The sequence below is a fragment of the Erythrobacter sp. LQ02-29 genome (assembly GCF_022576075.2).
Taxonomy (GTDB): Bacteria; Pseudomonadota; Alphaproteobacteria; order Sphingomonadales; family Sphingomonadaceae; genus Alteriqipengyuania.
On the sequence record NZ_JANCNT010000001.1, the window covers coordinates 67501 to 89546 of the forward strand.

Consider the following 22046-nt stretch of genomic DNA (forward strand, 5'->3'; position numbering starts at 1 on the left):
GCTGTCGGGCGGAGAGAAGCAGCGGGTCGCCATCGCGCGCACGCTGGTGAAAAATCCCCCGATCGTGCTGTTCGACGAGGCGACAAGCGCACTCGATTCGCGCACCGAGCAGGAAATCCTCGCCACCATGCGCCGCGTCAGCCGCGACCGCACCACGCTGGCCATTGCCCACCGGCTGTCCACCATCGCCGATGCGGACCGCATCCTGGTGCTCGATCAGGGGAAGCTGGCCGAATCCGGTTCACACACGCAATTGCTGCGCAAGCGCGGACTTTACGCCGAGATGTGGTCGCGTCAGCAGGCCGAAGGGGACGACGCGGTCGAAGCCGCCGAGTAGGCGCCGCCCCAGGTTCCGGACTGCGGGTTGTGCTGCAGTGCACCATTGCGTAGGCTGTGCCCACTTCTGCGCCCTTCCACCTGAGGGAGCGGCGCGCCCCGAAATCGAGAGAAAAGATCATGGCCGCTACCGCAGCGAGGCCGAGCGCGTTCCGGCGCGACTGGCTGTCCAACATCCGCGCCGACGTCCTTGCCGGGATCGTCGTCTCGCTCGCGCTTATCCCTGAGGCGATCGGCTTCTCGATCATCGCCGGGGTCGATCCGCGCGTGGGGCTCTATGCCTCCATCGCGATCGCGATCGTCATCTCCTTCACCGGCGGGCGACCGGGCATGATTTCCGCCGCAACCGCGGCGGTTGCCGTGGTGGTGGTGCCGCTGGTGCGCGAACATGGGGTCGAATACCTTTTCGCCGCAACCATCCTGATGGGGGTGTTCCAGGGTATCGCCGCGCTGCTGCGCCTCGACCTGCTGATGCAGTTCGTCAGCCGCTCGGTCATCACCGGCTTCGTCAACGCGCTGGCGATCCTGATCTTCATGGCGCAATTGCCGCAGCTGACCGGCGTCGGGTGGGAAACCTATGCCATGGTCGCGGCGGGCCTTGCGATCATCTACGGGCTGCCGCGCCTGACCACCGTCGTGCCCTCCCCCCTCGTCGCCATCGTGGTGCTGGGGCTGGTCGGATGGTGGATCGACGCGCCGGTGTTCCACGTCGCCGACATGGGCGAGCTGCCCGAGGGGCTGCCGAGCGTGGTCTTCCCCGACGTGCCCTTCTCGCTGGAGACGCTGCGGATCATCGCGCCCTATTCGCTGACCATGGCAGCGGTCGGCCTCCTCGAATCGCTGCTGACCGCGCAGATCGTGGACGACATGACCCACACCGGCAGCGCCAAGCGCCGCGAATGCGCGGGCCAGGGCGCGGCGAATATCGTCGCGGCCCTCTTCGGCGGCATGGGCGGCTGCGCGATGATCGGGCAGTCGGTCATCAACGTCACCAGCGGCGGACGCGGGCGGCTATCGACATTCGTCGCGGGCTTCGCGCTGCTGATCTTCCTCGCCGTGCTCGGCCCGGTGGTCGGACAGGTCCCGATGCCCGCACTGGTCGCGGTGATGATCATGGTTTCGATCGGCACCTTCAGCTGGAACTCCATCCCCAACCTCGCGAAGCATCCGTGGCAAAGCTCTGTGGTGATGGTGACCACCGTGGTCGTCGTGGTCGCGACCCACAACCTCGCGCTGGGAGTGCTGGCGGGCGTGATCCTGTCCGGCATCTTCTTCACGCAGAAGGTGATGGGGATGTTCTCCGTCGTGCGCACGCGAGAGGGGGAGACCGCGACCTACACCGCGACGGGGCAGATCTTCTTTGCCAGCGTCGACCGCTTCACCGCGGCGCTCGGCCCCGAAAGCGAACGCGCCGATCCCGCCAGCCACGTCGTGATCGACGTCACCGGCGCGCATTTCTGGGACATCAGCGCGGTAGGCGCGCTGGACAAGGTGGTGGAACGCATGCGCCGCAACGGTCGCAGCGTGCAGGTGATCGGCCTCAACCGCGCCAGCACCGACCTGGTCGATCGCTACGCGCTGACCGACAAGACCGGTGTGGAAATCGGGCTTGCCCCGCATCCGTAGGCAAGACGCCTACAGGATATATTTGCTGAGGTCGGTGTCCTTCGCCAGAGTGTCGAGCTTGTCGCGCACATAGCCGGCATCGACGGTGATCGTTTCGCCCGAATGGTCCTCGGCATCGAAGCTGAGTTCCTCCAGCAGCTTTTCCATCACCGTCTGCAGGCGGCGGGCACCGATGTTCTCGACGCTCTCGTTCACCTGCGCGGCGATGGTCGCGACTTCGCGGATCGCGTCGTCGGTGATCTCCAGCGTCACCTTCTCGGTGCCGATCAGCGCCTTGTACTGCGACACCAGGTTGGCCCGCGTCTCGCTCAGGATGCGGATGAAATCCTCCACCTCCAGCGCTCGCAGCTCGACCCGGATCGGCAGGCGGCCCTGCAGTTCGGGCAGCATGTCGCTGGGCTTCGCGACATGGAACGCGCCGCTCGCGATGAACAGCACATGGTCGGTCTTCATCGGCCCGTGCTTGGTCGAAACCGTGGTCCCCTCGATCAGGGGCAGGAGGTCGCGCTGGACCCCTTCGCGGCTGACCGAGCCGCCGCTGCGCCCCTCGCTGATCGCGATCTTGTCGATCTCGTCGAGGAAGACGATCCCGTTGGTTTCGGCATTGCGCAGCGCGACCTGGGCCACGTCGTCCTGATCGAGGCGCTTTTCCGCCTCCTCGTCGACCAGCTTGTCCCACGCGTCCGGCACCTTGAGCTTGCGCCGCTTGGTCGGCTTCTTGCCCAGCGCCTTGCCCATCATGTCGGACAGGTCGATCATCCCGACATTGCCGCCCATGCCGCCCATGTCGAACGGCATGGAGGGGCTTTCCTCGATTTCGATCTCCACCTCGGTATCGTTCATCGCGTTCTGCACGATCCGCTCGCGGAAGCTCTCGCGCGTCGCCTCGCTGGCGCTGTCGCCGACGAGCGCGTCGAGCAGTCGCTCCATCGCCGCCTTGCTGGCCGATTCGCGCACGCTCTCGCGCCGACGGTCCTTCTCCAGCCGGATCGCTTCCTCGACCAAGTCGCGGGCGATCTGTTCGACGTCGCGGCCGACATAGCCGACCTCGGTGAACTTGGTCGCCTCGACCTTCACGAACGGGGCCTCCGCCAACCGAGCGAGCCGACGGCTGATCTCGGTCTTGCCGCACCCGGTCGGGCCGATCATCAGAATGTTTTTGGGCGTCACCTCGTCGCGCAGCTCGGGTTCGAGCTGCTGGCGCCGCCAGCGATTGCGCAGCGCCACGGCGACCGCGCGCTTGGCGTCTTTCTGGCCGACGATATGCTCGTCCAGCGCGGCGACGATCGCCTTGGGAGTAAGGGCCTGGGTCATGGTACTTGTATCCGGAAAGTTTGGACTTCAGACCGTCTCGACGGTCACGCTGTCATTGGTGAAAACGCACACTTCCGCCGCGACCTGCATCGCGCGGCGGGCGATCTTCTCCGCGTCGTCTTCGTAATCGACCAGCGCGCGCGCCGCGCTGAGCGCGTAGTTGCCGCCGCTGCCGATCGCGGTGATCCCGCCTTCGGGCTCCAGCACGTCGCCATTGCCGGTCAGCACCAGCAGCGTGTCGGCGTCGGCCACGATCATCAGCGCTTCGAGGTTGCGAAGATATTTGTCGGTGCGCCAGTCCTTGGCGAGTTCGACGGCGGCGCGGGTCAACTGGCCGCTATATTGTTCCAGCTTGCGCTCCAGCCGCTCGAACAGGGTGAAGGCGTCGGCGGTCGCACCGGCGAACCCGCCAACGACCTTCCCGCCGTCGCCGATGCGGCGGACCTTCTTCGCATTGGGCTTCATCACCGTGTTGCCCATCGAGACCTGGCCATCGCCCGCGATCACGGTCTTGCCGCCGCGCTTGACCCCGATGATGGTGGTGCCGTGCCACTGTGTCAGGCCGTGGCTCGCCGATCCATTATCCATGGCGCGGAATATGGGGCCGCGCCGATAGGGATCAAGCCGCCATCGCGACGCAGGTTCGCCAGTCCTAGGGCCCGGTGTTCGAGCCGCTCATCGGGCCCTGCCCCGCGCCTACGCTGCCGATATTGCCGAACAGATCCTCGAGGAAGCTGCGTTCGCGACCGAGCGTCGGCGTCCTGTCGCCATCCGGCGAGAGATGGACGACATTTTCCATCCCGCTGCGATCGATCGACGCCACGTTGCCGCTATCGTCGAAGCGAACGGCGAGGACGCGATTGTCGGTGATCCGTACGCGGACCAGCGGCCCACGCGATGTGGCGTTATGAACGTAATACCAGGTCGGCTGCCCGTATTCGCTGGTGAAGCTGGGGCGCCCCATCGTCGCTGCGACCGATCGCTGATCGTCGATCCCGGGCTGGATCGTGCTCGCCAGCGTATCGTCGAAGACATAACCGCGCTGTTCGGTAATGGAGCTACAACCGCCCCCCGCCAGAGCCAGCGCACCCAGCGCCATCCAGCCCGTCGCCCTTGCCTTCGTCATCGGTACCACCGTCCTTCACGTATCGTTCCGATCCCACCCCCTTCATCTGAGGGTCTGGATCGCTATATCGGGCGCAGCCTTACGGCCTCGCGCGCGGCGACGCAACGCCGCCCAGGCCGCGCTGCCCACGCCGCCTTGAATTGCCGCTGAATGAAAGATCGATCCATGTCCTTTCTCTCCCGCCTGCTCGGACTGGAACGGGACCCGCGCGAGGCCTTGCGACCGCTATGGCACCGGGTCGTGGCGGAGGCGCGCGATCCGCACTGGTATGCCGAATGCGGAGTAGCCGACACGCTGGATGGACGGTTCGACATGGTGTCCAGCGTGCTCGCCATCGCGATGCTGCGGGCCGAGCAAGGCGATGCGCACGCGCAGGACGCGGCCCGGCTGGCCGAGCTTTTCGTGGAAGACATGGAGGGTCAGCTCCGCGAAGCGGGCTTCGGCGACCCGGCGGTCGGCAAGAGAGTGGGTCGCCTGATGAGCGCATTGGGCGGTCGCATGGGCGCCTATCGCAGTGCCCTGACCGAACGGAACGACGAAGCCATGACGGCGGCGGCAGCCCGCAACGTCACCTTCCTGGAAGACGGGGGCTCCCCCGCATGTGTCGCCCGGGGGCTGATGGCCCTTGCCGACCGACTCTCCGCGCTCGACTATGCCAGCGTACTGAAGGCCGATTGGTGATGAGCCGACCCGAATTCAGCCGACCCGTCCGCCTCAGGCAGATCGATTCGCGCCCGGTTTCGCTCACCGCGACCGAAGAGGAGCGCGCCGCGCTGGCGCGGCGGTTTGGCATTCGCGCGATCGACCGGCTGGAAGCGGAAATCGCCCTGATCCGCGACGGCGACCGGGTCATTGTGGATGGCACGATGATAGCCGATATCGTGCAGTCCTGTGCGGTGTCCGGCGACGACTTGCCGGTTCCGGTGGAGGAGGAGTTCGCCCTGCGCTTCGTCCCCGCCGGATCGTTTCGACCACCCGAGGAGGGTGACGAGATCGAGATCGAGATCGAACTCGATTCGGACGACTGCGACGAGGTCGAATACGAAGGCGACAGCATCGATCTGGGCGAGGCGGTGGCGCAGACCCTGGCGCTGGCGATCGACCCCTACGCGCAAGGGTCCGGGGCCGACGAAGCACGCGCGGTGGCGGGTATTGAAAGCGACGAGACGCCGCGTGGGCCGCTGGCCGATGCTCTCGCCGCGTTGAAAAAGGCCGACTGAACGCCTGTCAGTTCGCCAGCGCTTGCATGCGCTGCAGGTAGCGGGCGATCGTATCGATCTCCAGATTGACCGTATCGCCGGTGCGAAGCTCGCCCAGCGTCGTGACCTCTCCCGTATGCGGAATGATGTTGAGACCGAACCGGACATTTCCGTCGGCGGTATCTTCCACCTTGTTCACCGTCAGCGATACGCCGTCCACGGTAATCGAACCCTTTTGCGCAATGAACGGCGCGATCTCGCGATCTGCTTCGATCGTCAGGCGGACCGAGCCGCCCTCTTCCGCCGCTGACACGACCTTTCCCACCGAATCGACGTGGCCGGTGACGAGGTGCCCGCCCAGTTCATCGCCCAGCCGCAGCGCCTGCTCCAGATTCAGCCGCTCACCAGCCTGCCAGTGGCGGGCGGCGGTACGCGCCAGCGTTTCCGCCGACATGTCGACGTCGAACCACGCCGCGCCGGGCTCCCCGCCCCGCTCGACCACCGTCAGGCAAGCGCCCGAACAGGCGATGCTCGCGCCGATCGCGATCTTCGCCGGATCGTACGGACAGGCGATCCGCACGCGCGTGTCTCCGCGCTGTTCGACCCGTTCGATCGTTCCGATGGCTGTGACGATCCCAGTGAACATGCCTTCTCCTCAGTTACGCCGCCGCTCATAGGATTCGTACCCGTCGCTGCCAAGCTGGCGACGTTCGCGCAGCATCCAGCGATCGTGCGCCTCCGCCAGTTCGCCCAGCCCGATATCTCCAATTGCGGGCAATCCGTCGCCGATCACGATTGGCGCGCGATAGATGTCGAGGCGGTCGACCAGATCTTCGGCAAGAAAAGCCGCCGCGGCCTGTGCCCCGCCCTCGACGTAAAGCGACAGTGCGTCCGACCCGGCAATATCGCCGGGGGCCGCGATCGCCTGTGCGCCCTCGACCGGTTTCGAGGTCAGGACCCAGCGCTCGGGCGACCGCCGTTCGAGGCCCGGTAGACGGACATCGAGCCGCGGCGCGTCCGCGCGCCATGTCTTGCCGCCCACTAGGATCGCGTTATGCATCGCACGCTGGATGTGGCAGTGCGCGCGCGCCGTTTCGCCGGTGATCCAGCGGCTCCGCCCATCCGTCAATGCGATCCGCCCGTCGAGCGACATCGCCAGCTTCAGCGTCACCATCGGACGCCCATATCGGTGGCGGGTGAGATAGGGGGAGAGGCTGCGCCGGGCGGCTTCGCTCTCGCGATAAACGACCTCGATGCCGGCCGCGCGCAGGCGCGCCGTTCCCGCCCCTGCGGTGCGCTGGTCAGGATCCTCGATCCCGATCACGACGCGGGCCGGAGCCGCCTCCACCAATAGATCGGCGCAAGCCGGTCCGCGCTCCGATCGATGCGCGCATGGCTCCAGCGTCACATAAACGGTCGCACCGCGCGTCTTCGCGCCCGCCGTCTCCAGGGCTGCAGCCTCGGCATGGGGGCGGCCGCCCGCTCGGGTCCAGCCGCGCCCGACCACCGCTGCGCCGTTCACGATAATGCAGCCGACCGCCGGGTTCGGACGGCTTGCGGGCGTTCCCCTCAACGACAGGCGCGCAGCGGCGGCCAGCCAGTCGGCATCACTGGGCGGGGGCGTCACTGCCCTTGCCCACAACCTCTTCGATATAGGCTTCGCGCTTCTTCTCTTCCGCCGCGCGTTCCTTCTCGGCCTGCGCTTCGATCTTGTCGGTATCCATGCCGCTCATCTTGCCCAGCGTACGATAGAGGTCCCGCTTCTCCTCCTCGCGCCGCGCCAGTTCGGCGGCGATGATGTCCTTCTTCTTCTGGTTCGCGATGTTGGAGGCGACGATTTCCGCCTCCGTCCGGTCGGGCGCGAAGGTGGTGATGTAGATAATGTCCGGCTTCTCCGGCGGCACATCGACCTTCTCGGTTCCGAATGCGAGCAGGAGCCCGCCCGTCAGGGCGACGGAAACGAGCAGGATCGGGATGCGATAAGGCTGCGGACGGCTGAACTCTTGCCAGAAATCGCGCATGCCCGAAGCGGGGTTGAGACGGGAAAAGAAGCGCATGGGCGCAAGATAGGCGTTCTGCCCGCCCCGCGCCAGTCCGGCCAGCCGGACGTATCAGCCGAACGCCGCGTAAAGCGATCGCCCGTGGGCCCGCAACCACGCATCCGCTTCGCCGATGTCGCTTTCGAAGATCTCGCCCAGCAGCGCGTGGAAGCGTGGCGAGTGATCGAAATGGACGCGATGCGCGGTCTCATGCGCCGCGACCGATCGGCGGACGAAGTCGGGTGCCTGCACGAGCCGCCAGTTGAGCCGGATCGTCCCTTTGCTGGAACAGCTTCCCCACCGGCGACGCGCATTGCTGAGAGCCAGCGGTGCGGGCGGCAAACCCGCTCGGCGGGAATAGTCGGCCAAATCCTGCGTGAGCAGGCGGCTTGCCTCCGCCCGCAGCCAGCGGCGCAGGCGCGCTTCCAGCAGGTCGCGTGGCCCGCCTATGCGAATGACGCACGCCGCGCTTTCGTGCGCCACCTCGCGCGAACCGTTCGCATCCCAGGCAATGGCGCAGGTTTCACCTCGATAGGCGATGCTGCCGCCGGGGCCGGGGGGCCGCCGCTCGGGAATGCGGGCGAGCTGCGCCGCCAGCCAATCGCTCCGCTCGGCCGCGAAACGCAGAGCGTCGGCGGTGCGACCCCAGCGCGGCAGGGTGACGCGCACGCTTTGCCCGTCGTCGGCTGGGCGCAGGATGATGCGCCGCGCGGTCGGGTGGCGCACGATCGAGACCGGCACGTCGCGATCGCCGCACCGCACCGTCGACGGCGTGGCCGGGTCGCGGCGCAGCCAGTCGATCATTCATCGCCCCAGTCGACGATGTGGTGTTCGAGCGGACCGGCCTTCGTCTCGCTGATGACCCGCCCCGCAACACCCGCGCCGCTGCGATGGACTTCGTCGCGATCGCCGCAGATGAGGTAATGCCAGCGGGGCAACCGCCGCCCCTCCGATCGGCGGCGATAGGCGCAAGTCTCTGGCAACCAGGACAGGCCGGACACCATGCCCGGGGTCAGGCGCAGGCAATCGGGTACGAAAGCCTTGCGATGCTTGTAATCGCTACACCGCGCCGTTTCGGGATCGAGCAGCTTGCAGCAGACGTTCGTGTCCTCGATCTCGCCAGTGTCCGCATCTTCCAGCTTGTGCAGGCAGCAGCGCCCGCAGCCGTCGCACAGCGCCTCCCATTCCCCCGCATCCAGCCGGTCGAGCGGCAATTCCCAGAAGGCATCGCGCATGCGTTCGCCTCAGCGGACCCAGCGGGTCAATTCGGCCGCCACGGCATCAGCACCCTGGTCCGCCGGCAGAGTTGCGATCGGCTCGCCCTTCGGCCCGAACAGGTACACAAAGGACTGGTGGTTCATCAGATAGCCGCCCCCCGGCTGCTCTTCGCCCTTCGAGTACGCAACCGCGAACTTCTTCGCCACTTCCTCGATCTTCTCGGGCGGGCCGGTCAGGCCGAGCAAGCGCGGATGGAACGCGTCGGTAAACTCCGTCAGAACCGTGGGCGTGTCGCGCTCCGGGTCGACGGTGATGAAGATCGGCTGGATTTTTTCGGCGAGCTGCGGCTGCGCCTTGGCGAACTTCTTCAGGCCCGCCATCGTGCGCTGCATGTCGGTCGGACACACGTCGGGGCAATAGGTGTAGCCGAAATAGACGATGCGATATTCGCCGTCGAAATCGCTCCAGCGGTAGGTCTTCCCGTCCTCCCCGGTCAGTTCGAAGGGACCACCGATGCGTGCCCCGGCGAGCGGGGCCTCATCGATCGGCGTGGCGGTCTGAATTGGTCCGCATGCCGCGAGGAAGAGAGAGATTGCGGCAAGGACGATCATCGGGAAAGGGCGGGGCATGGAATCGACGTTCAGTCTCTGCTAACTGGTGGGGTCGGAAGAGCGGGCAATCCGCCATAGTCGATTTACGGAGTGTATATAAGGTGTCGCAGCGCTTTCTCGCCGGTTTTGCCGCCCTGCTGGCCGTTCTCCCCCTTGCCTCGGTCGGCGTGCCGGCAGCGGCCCAGAACTTTTCCGATGGCTACCAGTTGCTGAAGGCGGTGCGCGATGCCGACGCGACGAAGGCGAGCGATTTGCTTTCCCAGCCCGGCTCCACCGTCGTCAACGCTCGCGACCGTTCCAGCGGGGAAACCGGACTGCATATCGCGGCGAAGCGCCGGGATGCGGCGTGGATCCGTTTCCTCTTGCAGCGTGGCGCAAATCCGAACCTCTCGGATAACAAGGGGGTAAGCCCCTTGATGATCGCGACCCGCTTCGGCGACGTGCCTAGTGTGTCGGCCCTGCTCGATGGCGGCGCGCGGATCAATGATAGCGACGACACCGGCGAAACCCCGCTGATCGTGGCGACCCATCTGGGAGACCCGGCGTTAGCAAAGGTGTTGCTCGACCACGGGGCCAATCCCGACCGGTCCGACAATTCGGGCCGCAGCGCCCGCGATTACGCGCGGCTGGACGACAACCGACGCCTGCTGGAAGCTTTCGCGGCGCACGATGCGAGCGCCTCCGGCAATACCGAGACTTATGGGCCGAGCCTGTGACCTCCGGGCCGCCGAACCTGACAACGAGTAACCGATGATCGAAAACGCTTCCGACCTCACGCTGGACGAATTGCGCCCGGCCCTCGCCCCCGCGATCGCCGACAACGCGGTATTCGACGGCTGGAGCGACGAGGCGCTGACCTTGGCCGCCGAAATGGAAGGTGTCGACCCCGACGTAGCTCGTCTCGCCTTCGAAAAGGGCCAGATGGCTATGATCGAGGCGTGGATCGAGAGCATCGATCGCGCAATGGCGCAGGAATGGCCACCCGAACGGCTCGCTCAACTGAAGATCCGCGAGCGGATACGAACGCTCATCCAGTACCGGCTGGACGCGGTGGCCGGACGAGAAGAGGCATTGCGCCGTGCCCTGGCAATCATGGCCATGCCTCAGAACGCCGCGGCGGCGCTGCGCACGGGATGGCACAGCGCCGATGTGATGTGGCGGCTCGCGGGCGATACCGCGACCGATTACAATCACTACACCAAGCGAGCGATCCTCGCGGGAATCTACGGGGCTACGCTCACCGTATTCCTTGACGACCAGAGCGAGAACAAGGCCGAAACCCGCGCTTTCCTTGATCGCCGGATCGACGGGGTGATGAAATTCGAAAAGGTGAAGGCGCAGTTCCTGGGCAGGGAGCGCGAAGGATTCAGCGTCGTGCGCTTCCTCGGGCGCCTCCGTTATCCAGCGACCTGACGCTTTATTGATAATAAGTTGCAATAACCGGCGCGATCTGTCAGCCCGCACGCGATGAAACTCGAAAATCTCCCGCGCCGGCGCCCTGCGGTGATCACCGCAATCGACTGGGCCGCCCTGCCCGCCGGCGAGGGGAAGCGACTGCGCGCGCTCGGTTTCGAGGAAGGCGCGAACGTCGTCGTCGCCCATCGCGGCGTTTTCGGAGGGGCCGATCCGCTGGCGGTCACGCTGGGCCGGATGACCGTCGCGCTGAGACGCGTGCACGCCGCCGCCATCTCCATTCGTCAGGAGCAGGCGGAGGAAGCATGAGCCAGTTGCGCAAGGTGGCGCTGGTCGGCAATCCCAATGCCGGCAAGAGCGCGCTTTTCAACAAGTTGACGGGTGCGCGTCAGAAGATCGCGAATTATCCGGGCGTGACGGTGGAGCGCAAGGCGGGGCGGATCGTCCTGCCATCGGGCGAACCGGTCGAACTGGTCGATCTGCCCGGTGCCTACGCCTTCGATGCGTCGAGTCCTGACGAGGAGGTCACCCGCCAGGTCGTACATGGCGAATTTCCGGGCGAGGCCGCGCCGGGCGTGCTGGTCATCGTGCTCGATGCCGCAAATCTCGAACAGCATCTCGTCTTCGCGCAAGAGGTGATCGCGCTGGGCCGCCCCGTGGTGATCGCGCTCAACATGGTCGATCTGGCGGAGCGCGACGGCGTGCTGCTCGACGCCGATGCGCTGTCGCAATCGCTCGGCGTGCCGGTCGTGTCGACCGTCGCGGTGCGCCGCCGCGGGATCGAGCCCCTGCTGGAAGCTATCGGCGAAGCCTTCGCCCGCACCGAGCCCGTCGAGGAACGCCCGCATCTGGACATCACCGAGCGGCGGCTGGAAGCGAAAGCCATCGCGCGCGCCGCAATCCTGTCCCGATCCGCGCGCCACCGGATCGAATCGGGTCTCGACCGGGTCCTGCTGCATCCATGGCTCGGCCCGCCGATCCTGTTCGGTCTGCTGTTCGTGATCTTCCAGGCGGTGTTCAGTTGGGCGACGCCCTTCGCCGACGCGCTCGACGGAGCGATCGGCGGATTGTCGAACTGGGTCGTGGCGACCTTCCCATCCGGGCTGATTCGCGACTTCGTGACCGAAGGCGCGCTGGCCGGCGTCGGTTCTGTCATCGTCTTCCTGCCGCAGATCGTCATCCTGTTTGCCTTCATCCTGGTGATGGAGGCGAGCGGCTACATGGCCCGTGCCGCATTCCTGATGGACCGCTTGATGCAGGGCGTCGGGCTGTCGGGCCGCAGCTTCATCCCCCTTCTTTCCAGCTTCGCCTGCGCCATTCCCGGCATCATGGCGACGCGGTCGATAGCGGACCCGAAGGACCGGCTGACCACCATCCTGATCGCACCGATGATGACCTGCTCCGCCCGGCTGCCGGTCTATGCGGTCATCATCGCCGCCTTCATCCCGCAAACCACCGTTGGCGGCGGGATCGGGCTGCAAGGGCTGGTGCTGTTCGCCCTCTACGTATCGGGAATCCTCGGTGCCATGGTGGTCGCGCTGGTGCTGCGCCGGTCGGTTACGGCGGGCGCGGCAAGCGGCTTTATCATGGAGCTTCCCCGCTATCAGTGGCCCCATCCGGGCGACCTGCTGATCGGGCTGTGGCAACGCGCCTGGGTGTTCCTGCGCCGCGCGGGCACGATCATCTTCACCGCCACCGTGGTGCTGTGGATCCTGCTCAGCTTTCCCCAGGCGGAACCGGGCGAGAGCCAGCTTGACGCCAGCATCGCGGGGCACGTCGCAACCGGGCTCAATACCGTGCTCGAACCGATCGGCTTCAACCGGGAAATCAGCCTCGCGTTGATCCCGGCGATGGCCGCGCGGGAAGTGGCGGTGGCATCGCTTGCCACCACCTACGCCGTCGATGCGCCCGATGAAGAGGCGGAAGCAACGGGTCTCGCCAGCACGCTGTCGCAACGCTGGAGCCTGCCGACCGCGCTCGCCTTCCTCGCCTGGTTCGTGTTCGCGCCGCAATGCCTCTCCACCATCGCGGTTGCACGGCGCGAGACGAATGGGTGGAAATGGCCCGCCTTCATGTTGGCTTACCTGTTCGGATTGGCCTACCTCTTCGCCGGAATCACCTATTGGAGCGCCGTGGCGCTCGGACTCTAGCGAAGGATCGAAGGAATGGCAGGCAGCCTCAACAAGGTCATGCTGATCGGCAATCTGGGGCAGGACCCGGAAGTGCGCAGTTTCCAGAACGGCGGGCGGGTGTGCAATCTGCGCATCGCCACCAGCGAGAACTGGAAGGACAAGAACACCGGAGAGCGCAAGGAACAGACCGAATGGCATTCGGTCGCGATTTTCTCCGACGGGTTGATCCACGTATGCGAGAACTACCTGCGCAAGGGCAGCAAGGTCTTCATCGAGGGCAAGCTGCAGACGCGCAAGTGGCAGGATCAGTCGGGCAACGACCGCTATTCGACCGAAGTGGTGCTGCGCGGCTTCGACGGCACGCTGACGATGCTCGACGGCCGCGGTGAAGGCGGCGGCGGGGGTGGCGGCGGCAATTATGGCGGCGGGGGCCAACGCTCTGGCGGCGGGGGCGGCTGGAACCAGGGCGGTGGCGGCCAAGGCGGTGAATCGGGTGGCGGTGCGTCGTCCGGCGGCGGCTCGGATTACGACGATTTGGACGACGACATCCCGTTCTGATCCCGGACACCACAGCGCCTTGCCTACCGATCCAGCGCTAAAGGCGCGCGAGAAGCTTGGCACGCCTCGGTGTTAGCGCTACCTTTCTCGGCACAGTAAAGTTGCTTGGCGGGGGGAGATAGCGGATGAACGAGGACGATCGGATCGCGGTATCGCGGCGACATCTGCTGGCGGCCGGGGCCGGTGTTTCCGCAGCGCTCTGGGTCGGACAGGCCATTGGACAGGAGGCGGAAGGTCAGCCTCTGATGGGCAATCCCGACCTGCCCGAACCGATGGAAAAGCGCATGCGCTGGGCGGTGGTAGGCCTCGGCAGTTTCGCGGTCGGACAGGTGATGCCCGGCTTCGTCGATGCGAACCTGTCGCGCATGACGGCGTTCATTTCGGGCAATCGGGCGAAGGCGGAGATGCTGGGCCAGCGCTATGGCGTGGACCGGTTCTACTCGTACGACGATTACGACCGCATCGCGCAGGACGATGAAATCGACTGCGTCTATGTCGCCCTGCCCGTGGGCCTCCATGCCGAATACACCATTCGCGCCCTGGATGCGGGCAAGCATGTGCTGTGCGAGAAGCCGATGGCCTCGACCAGTGCGGAATGCGAGGCGATGATCGCGGCCGCGCGCAGGAACGATCGCCGCCTGGGCGTCGCCTACCGCATCCATTTCGAGCCGACCAATCGCAACGCGTTCGACATGATCGCCGGCGATGCTCTCGGTCCGCTACGCCACATCCGCTGCGATCACGGCTTCGATGCGACGCCGGAAAGCTGGCCGCCGCATCGCTGGCGGCTGGAAAAAGCGCTGGCGGGTGGCGGCTCGATGTACGATATCGGGATCTACGGCCTGAACACCGCGCAGATGATGCTGCCGGACGATCGACCCGTTTCGGTTGCGGGCGTGTATGCCTATCCCAAGGACGATCCGCGCTTCGCCGAGGTCGAGGGCGGCGTCGAATGGCGCATGGCGATGGCTAGCGGCGCGGTCGTCTCCGGCTCCAGTTCCTACTGCTACCAGCCCTATGTCAGCCGACAGGCTTATCTGGGCGCGAGAGGGGCCATCACGATGGACCCGGCGACGACCTATTACGAAAACGAGCTGGTTCTGCGCGCAGGGAACGGCCGCCGCGCCATCGAGAGCGGACCGCCGGCACGACAATTCGCCGATCAGGTCGATGGTTTCACCCGCGCCGTTCGCGAGGGGCGGGCCCACCGGACGCCCGGCGAGATGGGGCTGCGCGACATCCGCCTGATCGAGGCGATCTATCGCAGCGCCGAAAACGGGGGAGCGTCGGTCGCCGTCTAGGCGGCGCGCGAAAAGCCGCCGCCGAACGCGCCGACCGACCGACGTCGGGACCTAGCTATTGTCGGCGACCGCCGCCAGCGCGGCGGTAAACCCGGCAATGTTCCCCTTGGTCAGCCCGGCGATATTGATACGCCCGCTACCCGCCATATACACGGCGTGATCCTCGCGCAGGCGGCGTATCTGATTGGCATCCAGTTTCAGCATGCCGAATAGCCCGTTCTGCGTGCCCAGCGGTGCGAGGTCGAGCCCGCCGACCTCGTTATCCGCGGCGGCCAGCCGCTCGCGCACCGCGCGCAACCGGCTGCGCATATCTGCCAGCTCGTCCAGCCAGAGATCGGTCAGCTCGGGGTCCCGCAGGATCTCGCGCACGGCCGCTCCCCCGTGGTCGGGGGGCATGGACCAGGTCGCGCGGGCCAGGGCGTTCGCGTTCGAAAGGATCGTGCTCATTTCCGACGGGGTTTTGGCCAGCACGTAGAACGCACCGACCCGATCGCGATAGAGCCCGAAATTCTTGTCGCAACTATACGCCACCAGCGCCTCGGGCACCGCATCGATCACGCTGCGCAAACCCGCCGCGTCTTCTTCGATGCCCTCGCCCAGCCCTTGATAGGCGACGTCGATCACGGGAAGCATCGGACTGTCGGCCAATCGCCGGGCGATTTCCTCCCAACCTTCGGCCGTATAATCGATGCCGGTGGGGTTGTGACAGCAACCATGGAGCAGCAGCGCGTCGCCCTCTCTGGCATCGTCGATGACCGCCAGAACTGCATCGCGGTCTGCCTCCCCATCGCTGCGGGCGTGGGCAAACGGTACGACCTCGAGCCCCAGATCGGCGAGGATCTGCGCGTGGTTTGGCCAGCTGGGCGTACCCAGGAACACGCGGCTCACGCCCGCCTGCCGCGCCAGCGCGAAGGCAAGCCGCACCGCGCCGGTGCCGCCAGGGGTCTGCATACCCTCGATCCGGCCGCCGCGCGTCGCATTCTCGCCGAAGATGTAAGGCATCAGCGCATGAACGAAGCCCATATCGCCTTCCGGCCCAAGATAGGCCTTCGACTCCTGGCTCTCGACGAGCCGACGCTCGGCATGCTTTATGGCGGCAAAGACCGGGGTCGCGCCCTCGTCGGTGCGATAGACGCCCACGCCCAGGTCGATCTTGTCCTCCCGCTCGTCGGCGGCGAACATCTTGATCAGCGCGAGCAGCGCGTCGGGCGATTGGGCTTGCAGGCGGTCGAGCATGGGGCGGGCCATGCCGGTCCCGCGTCCCGCTCGCAAGCCGAAAATCGGCGCGGCCGGTCGGTGCGCGTCGTTCAGCGCCCCATCGGTGTCAGAACGGCAGCCAGCGCTGCTTCTTGGAAAACTTCATGTAGCCGGCATTGATGCCCAGCCGAAGCCCGGCCCCGACGCGGATCGGGATCAGCACGACATCGCCCTTGCGCATGTAGCTCGCGGTCAGCCCGCCGATGACATAGGCTTGGCCCTCCCCGGCCGGAAAACGCTCGTAGAGATCTTCGGAATCGTAAAGATTATAGACCAGGATGAAGGTATTGCCCGCGTTCGCACCCGCGTCGAACCCGATCGATGGACCTGTCCAATAGACCGGCTTTTGCCCTTCCACCTTGTGGAACAACGTGCCCGAGCCATAGCGCGCGCCGAAGATGAACGCGCCGCTGGCCTCACGCCCCACGATGTAGGCGTTGGGTTCCCCCTGCTTCGCCAGCAGGTCCTGAATCATGCGCGCGACGCCTTCCGCGCCTTTACCGAACAGCCCTTCGGCAGCTCCGATCAGGTCGTCGGACTTGTAAGTGTCCGACGGCTCGGCCGCCGCGCGGCTCGCTTCGGCTTCCGCGCCAGTACGCGATTCGCTCCCCACAGGCGACGAAACCGGCGCGGTGGAGGCGGGATCGGACCAGTTCGGCGCGACCTCCTCCTGACTAGAGGGGGCGGGGTTGGTCGGTGGAGCGGGCTCGCCATAAACCGGCGGTTCGCCGGGCTGTTCTTCGAGGTCGGCATCGATCGCGCTCGGATCGACCGTCTCCATCTGCTGGGCTGCTGCGGGCGCGGCGATCAGCATCGCCCCCGAGGTCGCGGCAATCAGGACCCGTGCCCACAAACCTGCGAACGCTTTCATAAATTCTTCCCCGTCTCCGGGTCCGGAACGAACCCGCCGTCGCGACAGATGAGACCCCCGCCGCTGAAGCGGCAATGAATGCGCGACGAACCGAATCCAAAACACGCCAGGATGCGAAGGCAGCGGCTAGAGGGAAGTCGGATCGAAAGCCAGCGCCGATCCCCTTGCCCAGCCCCGACACCCTCGCTATAGCGCCGCCCCTAGCCGCCGCGCGTGTGATACGGAGACGTGGGTGAGTGGCTGAAACCAGTTCCCTGCTAAGGAACCATACCCTTTCCGGGTATCGAGGGTTCGAATCCCTCCGTCTCCGCCACTACCCTGTTCGCCACGATCCATCGATGGTCGAGAAAAGCCGCGGTTTCCTGCGGCTTACGAGGTAATTCGGGTCCTCATGCGTCCCTTCCGATCCGGCACAGTCCGATTGGCTTTATGGGAACGCCTCCGGACTTTGAATTGGGAGCGCTTTGCAGGTCTTGCTTCGCGGTTCGAGCGTCATAAAGGCTTGTGCGAACGGGATGGTATTGTGCCCACTCAATCTGCCTGGGTTCGGTGGAGCTAACGGCTCCGATCGCCGCGCGCCCGAAGGCAAAACGGGCGTCGGCGCTTCAAAGCTCTATTAGGCGTTCCAGCCATTCACGCAGTAGCGATTTTTCCGCCATAGAAAGCCCTGCCGTATCGTCGAGGTGCGCGCGCAGGGCGATGGCGTGGGGAACCGGCCCGGATTCTTGCGAAGCTGCCGTCTCATCAACGATCGCAGCAATCGCCGCATCGCGGGCGAGGGTGAGCATCTGCTCGTCACGTTCCTCGGGCGGTAAGGCCAGAAGCGTGGTCACGATGCCGACCGCGGAGGCATGGATCAGCGCGATGGCCCGCTCTTCCGCGACACGAAGCCGGCCAGCCTGCGCGATCTGCGCCACGCGGCGGCGCAGGGCCGCCATCCCGGCCAGCGACGCAGGCGACTGCGCCAAGGGCGAACCGATCTCGTTCATGATCGCGAATACTTCCGGATTCTCGAGCCCGAAGGCGACATAGCGGCTCCACCCCCGCCGCAGCTCCTCGACCGGATGGGGATGCGGCGGATCGGCTTCCTTTTCCGCCACGAACCGCGCCAGCCTGTCTTGCGCCACGGCGTCGAGCAGGCCGCGCTTATCGCCGAAGATGCGGTAGAGCGTGGGCGGCTGGATCGCGGCCTTCGCGGCGACCGCGCGCGTCGTCAGCGCAGCGGTTCCGCCGCTTGCGATCAGCTCGGCAGCAGCATCGAGCACTGCCCGCCTGGTATCGGTATCGGTGTCGGTGGCTTCGTCCATCGTCATGACCAATCATTATCGACGATACGGGAACAATGATAGCGCCGATTGCGTATCACTGATAACGAATAGGTCATATCACCGGAAGGAGCCCAGTCATGATCCTCGTCACAGGCGCCAACGGCCACCTTGGCCGGGGTATCGTCGAACATCTTTCGGACCGCGTAGGACCGGCGCAGATTATCGCTGCTTCGCGCGATCCGGATTCGCTCTCGCCGCCCGAGGGTGTCGCCGTACGGCGCGCAGACTTCGCCGATCCGGCCAGCCTGCCCGACGCTTTTGCCGGGATGGAGAGGATCGAGATTGTCTCGGTCGACAAGCTCGGTGAGGAAGCACGCAGATTGCACCGCAATGCGATCGTCGCGGCCAGCGACGCAGGCGTCGAACGCATCTTCTACACGTCCCATGCCGGCGCGCGCGAGGGATCGTCCTTTCCGCCCGCCGACCAGCACGCCAGGAGCGAAGCGGACCTCAAGGCAAGCGGCACGCCGTTCACGGCGCTGCGGCATGGCTTCTATGCCGAGAGCTGCCTGCAGATGATCGGCGAGGATCTGAAGGGCAACGAATTGCGCGTGCCAGAGGATGGCCCGGTTTGTTGGACCGCCCGCGATGACTTGGCACAGGCGGACGCGGCACTCCTCGCGGGCGCGGCGACCTTCGACGGGGCGACCCCGCCGCTCACGGCGCCGCGCGCCTGGACCATGGCCGAGATTGCCGAACTCGCCTCGCAGATCACCGGCCGCCAGATTCGCCACACCGTCGTTTCGGACGCGGAATGGAAGGCGGCGAAGGTCGATGCCGGCGTGCCCGAACACTACGCCGAAATGCTGCTGGGCACCTTCCGTGCCGCGCGCATGGGAGATTTCAGCACGGTGGACCCGACGCTCGAAACCCTCCTCGGCCGCCAACCCACACCGCTGCGCGAAGTACTCGCGGCCGCGCTGGCTCCGGCCCCCCAAACCAATCACGCATAAAGGAATTGCCAATGCTTACGACAGACAACGCCATCGCCAATTCGGGCACCTTCGCCTTGGGCCACCGCACCGTGCACCGGATGGGCTACGGCGCGATGCAGCTTGCCGGACCGCATGTTTTCGGCCCGCCGAACGACCGCGAGGGCGCGATCGCCGTGCTGCGCGAGGCGGTGGCGCTCGGCATCGACCATATCGACACGAGCGACTTCTACGGCCCGCACCACACCAACCGCGTGATCCGCGAAGCGCTCGCCCCTTTTCCCGAAGGGTTGACGATAGTGACCAAGCTCGGCGCACGCCGCGATGACGAAGGCGCCTGGCTACCGGCGATGGAGCCGCAGGAACTGATCGATGCGGTCGAAAGCAATTGCGACAATCTCGGGATCGAGCGGATCGAGATCGCGAACCTGCGGTTGATGTTTGGCGGCGGCGACGCGGGGCCCACTCCCGGCGACGTAAGACCGATGCTCGAACCCCTCATCGCGCTGAAGGAACGCGGCCGGATCGGTGCGCTGGGCATGAGCAATGCCCTGCCCGAACAGGTCGAGGCGGCGCGTTCAATGACTGAGATCGTCTGCGTGCAGAACATGTACAATCTCGCCAATCGCGGTGACGATGATCTGATCGATCACCTCGCGGACGACGGGATTGCCTATGTCCCGTTCTTCCCGCTCGGCGGGTTCGATCCCTTGCAATCGGGCACGCTGGAGAATGTCGCGCGGGATATGGAAGCGACGCCGATGCAGGTCGCACTTGCCTGGCTGCTGCAGCGGTCGCCCAATATCCTGTTGATTCCCGGAACGAGTTCGGTCGAGCATCTGCGCCAGAACGTCGCGGCAGCCAATCTCCACCTGCCTGCGGAGGCCGTGGCCACGCTGAACGGAATAGGCAGTTAATTACTGAGCTGTTGTCGGCTGTCGGCGAACCCGGTTGCGCATCAGGAATGGCAACGTCTCGAAGCCGGGACCGCTCAACTGATCGCAGCCCCCCACTTTTCCAGCTTGCGATAGATGGTGGAAGGGCCGACATCGAGGGCCTTCGCGGCCTTGGTGATATTACCGCCGCATCGCTCTATCGCCGCATGGATTGCCATGCGCTCGATCTGATTGAGCGTCATCCCTTCCCACACATCCTGCGGCACAGGGTGTTTCTCCGCAACGAGCGCGCTTGAAGTGGCGACGTTGGGTTGGCCCTCGCTGGCAGGCGCTCCCTGCTGGGCCGGTGCGCCGGGATGCCGCTGCAATGCGAGGTCCAGGATCGGGCCGGACCCGACGACGACGGCGCGGCGAACGGTGTTCTGCAACTCGCGGACATTGCCGGGCCATGGATGTTCGTACAGCGCGGCGCGGCTTTCCTCGCTCAATGCAGTCAGCTCGCGCCCCTCTTCCTTGCCGAAGCGCGCCATGAATTGCTCGGCGATCAGTTGCACGTCCTGGGCACGCGCGCGCAGCGGCGGCAGTTCTAGCGGGATGACATTGAGGCGATAGAACAGGTCTTCGCGGAACCGGCCCGCCGCCACTTCGGCAATCGGATCGCGGTTGGTGGCGCACACGATCCGCACGTCGACCGGCTCGACCTTGCTCGAGCCGACCGGCTGGACTGTCGCGGTTTGCAGGAACCGCAGCAGTTTGACCTGCAGCTTCAGCTCCATTTCGCAAAGTTCGTCGAGGAACAGCGTGCCGCCGTCCGCGGCCTTGGCGGCGCCGATGCGGTTCTCGACCGCGCCGGTGAAGGCGCCTTTCACATGGCCGAACAGCTCCGACTCCAGCAGGCTTTCCGGGATCGCGCCGCAATTTATCGCCACGAAGGGGCCATTGCCGCGCGCACCTGCGGCGTGGATCGCCTCGGCGGTCACTTCCTTGCCCGTTCCGCTCTCGCCGGTGACGAAGACGGTGGCCTTGGAACTCGCGATATTCTCGATCGCCTCATAGACCTGCTGCATGGCAGGCGATTTGCCGATGAAGCCGTGGTACCCGTTTGCGGTGTCCACACTCTTGGGCGTTTGTGCCTTGCGCGCGGAGCGGCCCCGTTCGGCGGCGTTGCGCACCGTGGTCAGTAGCCGTTCGCCAGCCACCGGTTTGACCAGGAAATCGTAAGCACCCAACCGCATCGCGTCGATTGCACGGGCGAGGGAGCCGTCCGCGGTAACGATGATGAACGCAGGGGCCGGTTTTCCACCCGACGCGCTGCTGCTCAGGAGGTCCATGCCGTTGCCGTCGGGCAATTGCAGGTCCAGCAGCACGACGTCGAAATCGCCCCCACGCAGAGCGGCCTTCGCGTCCGCCAGCGTCTCGGCGACATCCACCTTGTGTCCCGCGCTTTGCAATTGCGCCGCATAACCGAGCGCGATGGACGCGCTGTCTTCGACGATCAGAACCGAGTTTACCATCACGCTGCGATCCTGAATGTGGCGGCGTCACCGCTGTCGCTGCAGTCTACCCATTCGATCGACCGTCCGTCACCGAAATGCTCGAGACAGCCACGGATGAGGCCGCATGCGATATGCGCGAGCGGCCGGTGCGATCGATATTCGACAACGCATTCGCCATCCTGCGTCCTCGCCGTCACTTCGGGAGGGACGGCATCGGGGTAGAGCACCTTCACGTCCTGATGGATATGCTCGCGGACATGCAATTGCGCGACGCCTAACGGGTCAAGCTCCAGCACCGGGTAAAATGAGACGTGCCGCGTTCCGACAGGAGGGAGACCGGTCTCCTCTCGCTGCCGCGCAATCCCTCGGTCTCCTCTCGCTGCCGCGCAATCC

General features: G+C 65.8%; 25 protein-coding genes, 1 tRNA gene and 1 pseudogene (1 of these 27 running past the window's edge). 13 read left to right on the forward strand and 14 right to left on the reverse strand.

The features are described 5' to 3' along the window. Both MKP08_RS00245 and MKP08_RS00250 read left to right on the forward strand, forming a co-directional pair. Positions 1-337, forward strand: a pseudogene (locus tag MKP08_RS00245) (ABC transporter ATP-binding protein/permease) (it extends 1477 nt beyond the left edge of the window). A gap of 119 nt (positions 338-456) precedes the next feature. Next, complete coding sequence (locus MKP08_RS00250) at positions 457-1962, forward strand: SulP family inorganic anion transporter (protein ID WP_241554395.1); 1506 nt, start codon at positions 457-459, stop codon at positions 1960-1962. 9 nt (positions 1963-1971) lie between these two features. Here the strand turns inward: MKP08_RS00250 and hslU are convergent, their stop codons facing one another. From hslU to MKP08_RS00265, 3 genes are all read right to left on the reverse strand, one after another. Then, positions 1972-3276: an ATP-dependent protease ATPase subunit HslU gene (hslU, locus tag MKP08_RS00255; RefSeq protein ID WP_241554396.1), complete on the reverse strand. Its 1305-nt coding sequence runs from the start codon at positions 3274-3276 to the stop codon at positions 1972-1974. A gap of 27 nt (positions 3277-3303) precedes the next feature. Continuing rightward, complete coding sequence (gene hslV / locus MKP08_RS00260; RefSeq protein ID WP_306300102.1) at positions 3304-3864, reverse strand: ATP-dependent protease subunit HslV; 561 nt, start codon at positions 3862-3864, stop codon at positions 3304-3306. A 64-nt stretch (positions 3865-3928) separates the two neighbouring features. Continuing rightward, positions 3929-4402 carry an outer membrane protein assembly factor BamE gene (locus MKP08_RS00265; RefSeq protein ID WP_241554397.1) on the reverse strand — a complete coding sequence of 158 codons (474 nt, stop codon included), beginning with the start codon at positions 4400-4402 and terminating at the stop codon, positions 3929-3931. A 165-nt stretch (positions 4403-4567) separates the two neighbouring features. Here MKP08_RS00265 and MKP08_RS00270 point away from each other — a divergent pair, with 165 nt between their 5' ends. Next, a complete protein-coding gene (locus MKP08_RS00270) occupies positions 4568-5083 on the forward strand; it encodes a ubiquinol-cytochrome C chaperone family protein (protein ID WP_241554398.1) in 516 nt (171 codons plus the stop codon). Beyond that, on the forward strand, positions 5083-5622 hold the full coding sequence (locus MKP08_RS00275) for a DUF177 domain-containing protein (RefSeq protein ID WP_241554399.1): 540 nt from the start codon (positions 5083-5085) through the stop codon (positions 5620-5622). Before MKP08_RS00270 ends, MKP08_RS00275 begins: the two co-directional genes overlap by 1 nt. 7 nt (positions 5623-5629) lie before the next feature. Here MKP08_RS00275 and MKP08_RS00280 read toward each other — a convergent pair whose 3' ends face one another. Genes MKP08_RS00280 through MKP08_RS00305 form a run of 6 tightly spaced genes read right to left on the reverse strand, consistent with a single transcriptional unit; the run spans position 5630 to position 9487 of the window. Continuing rightward, complete coding sequence (locus MKP08_RS00280; protein ID WP_241554400.1) at positions 5630-6247, reverse strand: riboflavin synthase; 618 nt, start codon at positions 6245-6247, stop codon at positions 5630-5632. Between the two features lie 9 nt (positions 6248-6256). Continuing rightward, complete coding sequence (gene ribD, locus MKP08_RS00285; protein ID WP_241554401.1) at positions 6257-7228, reverse strand: bifunctional diaminohydroxyphosphoribosylaminopyrimidine deaminase/5-amino-6-(5-phosphoribosylamino)uracil reductase RibD; 972 nt, start codon at positions 7226-7228, stop codon at positions 6257-6259. Then, positions 7209-7658 carry a hypothetical protein gene (locus MKP08_RS00290; RefSeq protein WP_241554402.1) on the reverse strand — a complete coding sequence of 150 codons (450 nt, stop codon included), beginning with the start codon at positions 7656-7658 and terminating at the stop codon, positions 7209-7211. Before MKP08_RS00290 ends, ribD begins: the two co-directional genes overlap by 20 nt. A 54-nt stretch (positions 7659-7712) precedes the next feature. After that, positions 7713-8444: a M48 family metallopeptidase gene (locus tag MKP08_RS00295; protein ID WP_241554403.1), complete on the reverse strand. Its 732-nt coding sequence runs from the start codon at positions 8442-8444 to the stop codon at positions 7713-7715. Next, complete coding sequence (locus MKP08_RS00300) at positions 8441-8875, reverse strand: YcgN family cysteine cluster protein (protein ID WP_241554404.1); 435 nt, start codon at positions 8873-8875, stop codon at positions 8441-8443. The genes MKP08_RS00295 and MKP08_RS00300 overlap by 4 nt, the downstream gene beginning before the upstream one ends. Before the next feature lie 9 nt (positions 8876-8884). Next, entirely contained in the window at positions 8885-9487 is a 603-nt protein-coding gene (locus MKP08_RS00305) for an SCO family protein (protein WP_241554405.1), read from the reverse strand. An 83-nt stretch (positions 9488-9570) separates the two neighbouring features. Between MKP08_RS00305 and MKP08_RS00310 the strand changes: the two genes are divergently transcribed. From MKP08_RS00310 to MKP08_RS00335, 6 genes are all read left to right on the forward strand, one after another. Beyond that, positions 9571-10185: an ankyrin repeat domain-containing protein gene (locus MKP08_RS00310; RefSeq protein ID WP_241554406.1), complete on the forward strand. Its 615-nt coding sequence runs from the start codon at positions 9571-9573 to the stop codon at positions 10183-10185. Between the two features lie 34 nt (positions 10186-10219). Beyond that, positions 10220-10882, forward strand: coding sequence for a COQ9 family protein (locus tag MKP08_RS00315; RefSeq protein WP_241554407.1), 663 nt, complete (start codon positions 10220-10222; stop codon positions 10880-10882). 54 nt (positions 10883-10936) lie between these two features. Beyond that, complete coding sequence (locus MKP08_RS00320; RefSeq protein WP_241554408.1) at positions 10937-11191, forward strand: FeoA family protein; 255 nt, start codon at positions 10937-10939, stop codon at positions 11189-11191. Next, entirely contained in the window at positions 11188-13032 is a 1845-nt protein-coding gene (locus MKP08_RS00325) for a ferrous iron transporter B (RefSeq protein WP_241554409.1), read from the forward strand. Before MKP08_RS00320 ends, MKP08_RS00325 begins: the two co-directional genes overlap by 4 nt. Positions 13033-13047: 15 nt before the next feature. Then, positions 13048-13572: a single-stranded DNA-binding protein gene (gene ssb / locus MKP08_RS00330; RefSeq protein ID WP_241554410.1), complete on the forward strand. Its 525-nt coding sequence runs from the start codon at positions 13048-13050 to the stop codon at positions 13570-13572. Positions 13573-13697: 125 nt separating this feature from the next. Continuing rightward, complete coding sequence (locus tag MKP08_RS00335; protein WP_241554411.1) at positions 13698-14873, forward strand: Gfo/Idh/MocA family protein; 1176 nt, start codon at positions 13698-13700, stop codon at positions 14871-14873. Positions 14874-14924: 51 nt separating this feature from the next. On the opposite strand, the gene MKP08_RS00340 is transcribed toward MKP08_RS00335, so the two are convergent. Together MKP08_RS00340 and MKP08_RS00345 are read right to left on the reverse strand one after the other, a co-directional pair. Further along, on the reverse strand, positions 14925-16109 hold the full coding sequence (locus tag MKP08_RS00340; protein WP_241555490.1) for an aromatic amino acid transaminase: 1185 nt from the start codon (positions 16107-16109) through the stop codon (positions 14925-14927). Between the two features lie 88 nt (positions 16110-16197). Then, positions 16198-17001, reverse strand: coding sequence for a DUF1134 domain-containing protein (locus tag MKP08_RS00345; RefSeq protein WP_241554412.1), 804 nt, complete (start codon positions 16999-17001; stop codon positions 16198-16200). 222 nt (positions 17002-17223) lie between these two features. Between MKP08_RS00345 and MKP08_RS00350 the strand changes: the two genes are divergently transcribed. After that, positions 17224-17314: transfer RNA gene (locus MKP08_RS00350), tRNA-Ser, on the forward strand. Positions 17315-17606: 292 nt separating this feature from the next. Here the strand turns inward: MKP08_RS00350 and MKP08_RS00355 are convergent. Further along, the gene (locus MKP08_RS00355) at positions 17607-18314 is read right to left on the reverse strand and encodes a TetR/AcrR family transcriptional regulator (protein ID WP_241554413.1); all 708 of its coding nucleotides are present in this window, start codon (positions 18312-18314) and stop codon (positions 17607-17609) included. Positions 18315-18406: 92 nt separating this feature from the next. On the opposite strand from MKP08_RS00355, the gene MKP08_RS00360 reads away from it, so the two are divergent. Continuing rightward, positions 18407-19282: an NAD(P)H-binding protein gene (locus MKP08_RS00360; RefSeq protein WP_241554414.1), complete on the forward strand. Its 876-nt coding sequence runs from the start codon at positions 18407-18409 to the stop codon at positions 19280-19282. Between the two features lie 11 nt (positions 19283-19293). Then, on the forward strand, positions 19294-20178 hold the full coding sequence (locus MKP08_RS00365) for an oxidoreductase (RefSeq protein WP_241554415.1): 885 nt from the start codon (positions 19294-19296) through the stop codon (positions 20176-20178). A gap of 74 nt (positions 20179-20252) precedes the next feature. On the opposite strand, the gene MKP08_RS00370 is transcribed toward MKP08_RS00365, so the two are convergent. Both MKP08_RS00370 and MKP08_RS00375 read right to left on the reverse strand, forming a co-directional pair. Further along, positions 20253-21671, reverse strand: a complete 1419-nt coding sequence (locus MKP08_RS00370) for a sigma-54 dependent transcriptional regulator (RefSeq protein ID WP_241554416.1) — start codon at positions 21669-21671, stop codon at positions 20253-20255. Next, positions 21671-21949 carry a heme NO-binding domain-containing protein gene (locus tag MKP08_RS00375; protein WP_241554417.1) on the reverse strand — a complete coding sequence of 93 codons (279 nt, stop codon included), beginning with the start codon at positions 21947-21949 and terminating at the stop codon, positions 21671-21673. The genes MKP08_RS00370 and MKP08_RS00375 overlap by 1 nt, the downstream gene beginning before the upstream one ends. Positions 21950-22046 lie beyond the last annotated feature (97 nt).